This is a genomic window from Candidatus Magnetominusculus dajiuhuensis, assembly GCF_046044395.1.
Lineage (GTDB): Bacteria > Nitrospirota > Thermodesulfovibrionia > Thermodesulfovibrionales > Magnetobacteriaceae > Magnetominusculus > Magnetominusculus dajiuhuensis.
This window is the reverse complement of the sequence record NZ_JBJUSG010000026.1, coordinates 24,518-31,391: the sequence shown is the minus strand read 5'-3', so window position 1 is coordinate 31,391 and position 6,874 is coordinate 24,518. Positions and strand designations below refer to the sequence as shown.

5 protein-coding genes are annotated in these 6,874 nt (G+C 49.2%); all 5 read left to right on the top strand.

Going from position 1 to position 6,874, the window contains the following annotated elements:
• The first annotated feature begins 241 nt into the window (after positions 1 to 241).
• The 5 genes from AB7D94_RS05555 (at position 242) to AB7D94_RS05535 (ending at position 6,871) form a co-directional block, all read left to right on the top strand.
• Positions 242 to 607, top strand: a complete 366-nt coding sequence (locus AB7D94_RS05555) for a hypothetical protein (RefSeq protein WP_420264741.1) — start codon at positions 242 to 244, stop codon at positions 605 to 607.
• Positions 608 to 848: 241 nt separating this feature from the next.
• Positions 849 to 1,184 carry a hypothetical protein gene (locus tag AB7D94_RS05550; RefSeq protein ID WP_420264740.1) on the top strand — a complete coding sequence of 112 codons (336 nt, stop codon included), beginning with the start codon at positions 849 to 851 and terminating at the stop codon, positions 1,182 to 1,184.
• A gap of 105 nt (positions 1,185 to 1,289) precedes the next feature.
• Entirely contained in the window at positions 1,290 to 2,918 is a 1,629-nt protein-coding gene (locus AB7D94_RS05545; protein WP_420264739.1) for a GGDEF domain-containing protein, read from the top strand.
• Positions 2,872 to 4,542, top strand: a complete 1,671-nt coding sequence (gene ade / locus AB7D94_RS05540; RefSeq protein ID WP_420264738.1) for an adenine deaminase — start codon at positions 2,872 to 2,874, stop codon at positions 4,540 to 4,542. The genes AB7D94_RS05545 and ade overlap by 47 nt, the downstream gene beginning before the upstream one ends.
• 184 nt (positions 4,543 to 4,726) lie before the next feature.
• The gene (locus AB7D94_RS05535; RefSeq protein WP_420264737.1) at positions 4,727 to 6,871 is read left to right on the top strand and encodes a sodium-translocating pyrophosphatase; all 2,145 of its coding nucleotides are present in this window, start codon (positions 4,727 to 4,729) and stop codon (positions 6,869 to 6,871) included.
• Positions 6,872 to 6,874 lie beyond the last annotated feature (3 nt).

The following is a 6,874-nucleotide window of genomic DNA, read 5'->3' as shown; positions in this document are numbered from 1 at the left end:
AAAAAAAAGGGGGGGCTGGCCTACTATTATGACACAGTCTGCAAGCCGGAATGACGGCAAGGGACAAAGCCGGAGTGATTGCATAGGTATCTTTTGCTTTATTTTTCTAATGCGATTGCCCTGCTTCTGCGCCCAAACAAATAGAAATAGAAGACACGGGTGTGTTGTAGTATTGCCATGGGTAGTGAGCGCCTTTTATTTTAGAAGGCAAAGACGGGTTAGGATAACAGGAGGAGAAGGTATGAAGGGTATTGCACTTGTACTGACGTTAATTGTATTGTGTGGAGTAGCTTTTGCCGAGGGGGATTTCGCGGGCAGAGCAGGTTCAGGCGCGCTTCACCCGGCTGAGGCGACACAAAACGGCTGGTACTGCGGATTGCTTAAGAGCTGTGACTGGTATTCAGTACCAGCAACATCCACAAACTCATCGACAGAAAGAATGTTGTGTACGTTTTTAGACAACTCAACAAACGATATTTATTTAAGCGGTGGAACATTAAAGTACACTGTTTATACGGCCGCTATAACCACAGGACACTACCTTTGCACGTACTATGACACGACTCAAAGTTTATTCACACAGGTGCTTTTGTCTAACCATAACTAGGCGACAAAAAGACTCTGAAGGAAAAGGCGGGTCCCCGCCTTTTTTAGTGTTCAGTGCCTCTGTTGTAATCTTTGGGGCTGTTGCCTGATGAGTAGACGTTTTTTTACTGCTGGCCGGGAATTGCCGCCCCTGAAAAGTTGATTATTTTTTGATGTTGTGGTATATTTGTGTATGTCGGGCAAATATTATCAAAGGGGGTGTTGCCTATGAGTGGGGCGTTTTCAATGAAGGGGGAATTGTTATGGCGATAGGGCGGGTCCCCGCGGGTGTTCAGATAACTGCCGCCGCTGAGGGTTTAAATACCAGCGGGAAGACAGTAAAGGGTAAACGTGGATCAAAACCTCCTGAAAACGAAAAAGCCGACACCGGGGCTTACACAGTGGGGATAAGCAATGCCAAAGCCCCCAATCCGAACACTACTACGACAATAACTAATGAAACTGAGGCGTTAGATTCTGCCGGGCAGGCAAGGATGAGAATCGTGCAAAATCCAAACATGGCCATTGGCTCGCTTGTCTTCAACAATTCAAGGGTTGCCGACCTGATGAAGGGATTGGGCGGGACGGCTGCGACTTAGCCCGGGGGGTGTACCCGTCTTTATGATTTGCGAAGATGTCGGGCCGCCGTGCGTTTATTAACGTTTTGACGAGTTGTCCTACTGGGTGCTTGAGATAATAATATTTTGGCAGAGACACACAACAAAATAGAATCGGATTGGACACGCGGCCTGAAAAAGAAGATACTTTTCGGGCTTATGGGGTTTCTTAGTGTTTATTTTATTTTATTGGGGTCTATCGTCGTCCTTCTGGTAAGAAATGCCTGCTTTGAAGATACAAAGGGCAATGTTCAGGAATTAAGTTCTGTTGTTGAGTCAAGTTTAAGACACTTAATGCTGACAAGATCTCCTTATCTCAGGCAGGCTATAGAGCAAATTGTAAACAACAAGGGTGCCGTCTCATCCATTATGATCTTAAACAACAGGGGCGTGGCGGCGTATTGCACCGAACAGGGCGATGTTGGCAAGATAGTTTCAGAAAAGGAGGCCATTTGCCTCGGATGCCACAAGGCCAAAGACACCCACCTACCCCGCCAATACACGATGGCGGTGAAGAACAAAAACGGTGTGAATGTCCTTCGAAATCTCTCTGTTATTCCTAACGAACCACAGTGTTATGGCTGCCACGGCTCCGCGGCAATAAATGGCAAGCTCATCGTTGACCTGACGCTTGAGCGCTCCTCCCTGATTACTATGAAAATGGAGGCGCTTATAATTGGCTCCTGCCTGTGTGGTCTTTTGCTGCTTATCCCGCTTCTATCTGTAAAGATTAATAAATATATCGCTGAAATAATCAGTCAGAGCGAAGAGGTCAATCTCCTCTATGCGATGGTTGAAAAGCTCAGCAAGACCATCAACATTGAGGAACTGAGAAAAATAGTCGTGGACATCTTCAGCGATTGCCTGATGGCCGGGGAGGTATCTGTTGTTATGCCAAAGAGGAGCGGCAAGTACAGCGTTTTTACAAAACATGTGGCATCCGATGGAATCGTCCGAAGAAAAGTCGAGGCCGACGACCCGCTTATAGGCATGATAAATCTGTGGATAGAGGGGAAGTTAAACAGCTTTATATTGTCGCGTGACAAGGGTGACATTTATTTAAACATATCGAAGTCTGGTGAGCCTCTTGCGCTGATTAACGCCAAAAGGACATCTGCCCCGTTTAAAATCAAAAAGGTTGAGTTGTTGCGGGCGTTGTCCGGGCATATTGCCATTGCCTTTGAGAACTCACACCTCTATGCGATGGCCATAACTGACGAGCTTACGCGTTTATACACAAAGCGCCATTTCAGCTATACCATAGAGAAGGAACTGACAGCCGCGGAAAAGTCGGGAAAGGGCATTGCCCTTCTGATGATAGATTTAGATGATTTCAGAGCCGTAAACGACAGCTATGGACACATAGTAGGGGACTTCGTGCTTGAGGCCACGGCGCAACGCATAAGGGATTCCATCAGGGAAAGCGACATCGCCTTCAGGTACGGCGGCGAGGAGTTCGCGGTTATCTTGCCTGATACCGATGTGTTGCGCGGCCATATTGTGGCCGAGAGGATAAGGAAGAACATAGAGAACCCGGCCTTTGAACAGGACGGCCTGTCAATTAAAATGACCGTCAGCGTGGGGCTTGCCGATTATAATAAGGACGAGGATGTCTCATCCGCGGAGCTGCTTGCAAAGACCGACAGCGCCCTCTATGAGGCCAAATGGGTTGGCAAGAACACTGTGGTCATCAGAGACGAAAGGCATGGGGTCTGATTTTTCTATTGAGGGCATGTGTGTAGATGTCCTGAACTCTGCCATATACGCCGCGGAAATTGAAATATCAGAGGGAAAGATTGCCGCCATAACAAAAAAAAATAAATCTTACGCCATATTTATAATCCCCGGCCTTGTAGATGCCCATGTTCATGTGGAAAGTTCTATGCTGGTACCGGCGGAGTTTGCCCGTATGGCCGTAGCTCACGGCACTGTGGCAGCCGTCTGCGACCCCCATGAGATTGCAAACGTACTGGGCACCGAAGGCATTGACTATATGATAGAAAACGCCGGTACAGTGCCATTTAAATTCTTCTTAGGCGCGCCTTCCTGTGTTCCTGCAACCGGATTTGAGACAGCCGGAGCCTCTGTTGACGCCACGGCGATTGAAGCCTTGTTAAAACGGGATGAAATAAAATATCTAAGCGAGATGATGAACTACCCCGGCGCCATCAACGGCGACCCCGGCGTAATGGCTAAAATCCGCGCCGCTCAAAAGTACGGCAAGCCCATTGACGGCCACGCCCCTGCCCTCAGAGGCGGCCAATGTGAGGCATACGTTAAAATGGGGATTTCCACAGACCACGAATGTGTCAGCCTTGAGGAGGCGCTGGAGAAAATCTCCTACGGCATGAAAATCCTGATAAGAGAAGGCTCAGCGGCAAGGAATTTTATTGCCCTTGCGCCGCTTATCGCAGGGCATTGGCACAACGTAATGTTTTGTACCGACGACATCCACCCCGACGACCTTGTCAGAGGACATATAAATCTCATGGTCAAGCTGGCGATAGACGCAGGGCATGACATAATGAAGGTGCTTCGATGTGCGTGTGTTAATCCCGTGCTTCACTATAGACTTGATGTCGGACTTTTGCGGGTAGGTGATTGTGCCGATTTTGCCGTGGTTGACGGCCTTGAGAGTTTTAATATACTAAAGACGTATGTCAATGGCCGACTCGTTGCCGAAAACGGCACCCCACTGATTGCCCACACGCCTTACAGGCATGTGAATAATTTTAACGCCGCCCCAAAGAGCGACAGTGATTTCTTTGTCCCTAAGTCCGATAGCACACTAAAAGTGATAGGCGCGCTCAACGGGCAGTTGATTACAGACAAGCGGCATGGGAAGGCAAAGGTCTCAAATGGAAATCTGGTATCCAACGTTGATGATGACATACTAAAGATCGCCGTTGTCAATCGTTATGAGAAAGAAACCCCGCCCGCCGTAGGATTCATACATAATTTCGGGTTGAACGACGGCGCTCTTGCCTCGTCCATTTCACACGATTCTCACAACATCATAGCCGTCGGCGTCACAGATTACTACCTTTGTGAGGCGGTGAATCTGATTATTGAACACAGGGGAGGGATTTCCGCTATATCCAAAGATGAAAAGAAGATTCTGCCTCTGCCGGTTGCGGGCCTGATGAGTACCGATGACGGCCTTGAGGTTGCACGGCGATATGCGGAGCTGAATGAATTTGCCATAAGACTTGGTTCTTCGCTGAGCGCCCCGTTTATGATGTTGTCATTTATGGCGCTCCTTGTAATTCCCCATCTAAAGCTCAGCGACAAGGGCATGTTCGACTCAGATACGTTTCAATTTACGAGTTTGTTTCAATAATGGAAATATACACACTTTCAATTTTGGGCAAGAGATTGGTACATTTTTGCTTTGGAATAACGAAAATAAAGAAAGAGAACTTGACAAACGCAGTCGGGCGCGTATATAGTACCCGATAAAGGCGTAGTAGAGTTGAAGGTCATACGTAGTATGGCAAATATAAACGGGCGAAGGAGATGGATTTATGGAGAACCTATTGCTGACTCTGATAATAGGGATCAGTGTACTAGGGCTTGTGGCCGCTTTGGTGCTGGCCAAGTGGGTTTTGGCAAAGAGCGACGGCACGGCGGCAATGCGCGCAATATCGGATGCAATTAAAGAGGGTGCTAATGCCTTTCTAAAGCGGCAGTATAAGACAATAGTTATTCTGGCGCTGATGGTGGCGGCAGCCCTGTTCATCGGTTACGGCATGATACGAGAGCATCAGAGCTTTGACCCGGTGGAGACGAGAATGGCCCTGGCCATGTGGATAACGCTTTCTTTTGTGTTTGGGGCGGCTTGTTCTCTCTTTGCAGGTTTTATCGGCATGTGGGTCAGCATTAGAAGTAATATAAGGACTGCGGCGGCTGCGGTAAACAGCGTAAACGACGCGCTGCGCATAGCCATTCGCGGCGGGGCGGTTTCGGGGCTGATGGTTGTCTCGATGAGCCTTTTAGGTGTAGCGGGACTTTACATGCTGGTCAAGGTTTTTAGTGGAGTTGAGGCTACAAAGATTCCATTTATGATAGTAGGATACGGGTTTGGGGCATCATTTGTGGCCCTGTTTGCACAGCTTGGAGGCGGTATCTACACGAAGGCGGCGGATGTTGGCGCTGACCTTGTCGGCAAGGTAGAGGCCGGAATTCCAGAGGACGACCCTCGCAACCCCGCCGTTATAGCCGACCTTGTTGGTGATAATGTCGGCGACTGCGCAGGACGTGGCGCTGACTTGTTTGAGTCAACCGCGGCGGAGAATATCGGGGCGATGATACTTGCCGGTGTTATGGCAAAGACCGTGACTCAGGACCCTGTTTGGATAATAGGCGTCATGTTGTTCCCGCTTCTGGCGAGGGCATTTGGGATAATCGCTTCTATCATCGGGGTTTTGACGGTCAAGGTAAAGGATGGCGAGGACCCTATGCACGGATTAAACAGGGGATATTTTATAACCGTGTTTTTTACGGTTATTGGGTTGTTTATCGCCAGCAAGTGGCTGTTTGTCCATCCCTCTGCCCCTAATGGGTGGTTTTACTTGTTTTTAGCCGGTGTTGTCGGAGTAGCAACGAGCATCGGGTTTATTTATATCACTGAGTACTACACAGAGTACAGGTTCAGGCCGGTCAGGGAAATAGCCAACGCCTCACAGACAGGGCCGGCGACCAACATCATCACCGGTATTGCTATGGGCTTGGAGTGTACCGCCCCTTCGGCGATAGTCATATCAATATCCATACTGGCCGCCTATTATTTGGGCCAGGCCTCTGGATTCCCAAATGCCGGCATATTTGGCACCGCTGTTGCGACAATGGGAATGCTTGGACCGGCCGCTTATATATTGGCAATGGATACCTTCGGCCCTATCTCAGACAACGCCGGTGGAATTATCGAAATGACTGAGCAACCCAAAGATGTCAGGGACAGAACTGACAGGTTAGACGCCGCGGGCAATACCACAAAGGCGCTGACCAAGGGATACGCAATCGCCTCCGCGGCTCTGGCATCGTTCCTGCTGTTCAGGGCATACCTTGACGAAGTTGAAAACTACGGTCATCCTATTAAGAGCGTAGATTTGGCGCAGCCTGTCGTGTTTGTCGGTGCGTTGCTTGGTGCGGCGTTAGTGTTTATCTTTTCAGCACTGGCCATCAGGGCGGTTGGAAAGGCGGCGTACTACGTTATATGGGACGTCAGGGATCAGTTTAAAGAAAATCCTGGCATACTTGCCGGAACTTCAAAGCCTGACTATGGCCGTTGTGTTGACATAGTCACTAAGGGCGCGCTTAAGGAGATGGTAGTGCCTGGTTTGGTGGCAGTGTTGTCGCCTATCGCAGTCGGTGTGTTGTTTAAGCAATTAGGAGCGGGTGCTGAGGCAGTTGCCGCTATGCTGATGGTTGGAACAATAGCCGGAATACTCATGGCCACGTTCTTAAATAACGGCGGTGGCGCGTGGGATAACGCGAAGAAATACATCGAGACAGGGCAACTGGGCGGCAAGGGTTCAGACACCCACAAAGCAGCCGTGGTTGGTGATACGGTGGGCGATCCATTTAAGGATACTGCCGGCCCGTCTCTGCATGTGTTGATAAAATTACTGTCAACGGTTACGTTGGTCTTGGCTCCACTTTTCATTTAATAC

Bases quoted from the DNA above. Each gene is read 5' to 3' on its own strand.
- AB7D94_RS05555 (WP_420264741.1), top strand. From the start codon at position 242: ATGAAGGGTATTGCACTTGTACTGACGTTAATTGTATTGTGTGGAGTA.
- AB7D94_RS05550 (WP_420264740.1), top strand. From the start codon at position 849: ATGGCGATAGGGCGGGTCCCCGCGGGTGTTCAGATAACTGCCGCCGCT.
- AB7D94_RS05535 (WP_420264737.1), top strand. From the start codon at position 4,727: ATGGAGAACCTATTGCTGACTCTGATAATAGGGATCAGTGTACTAGGG.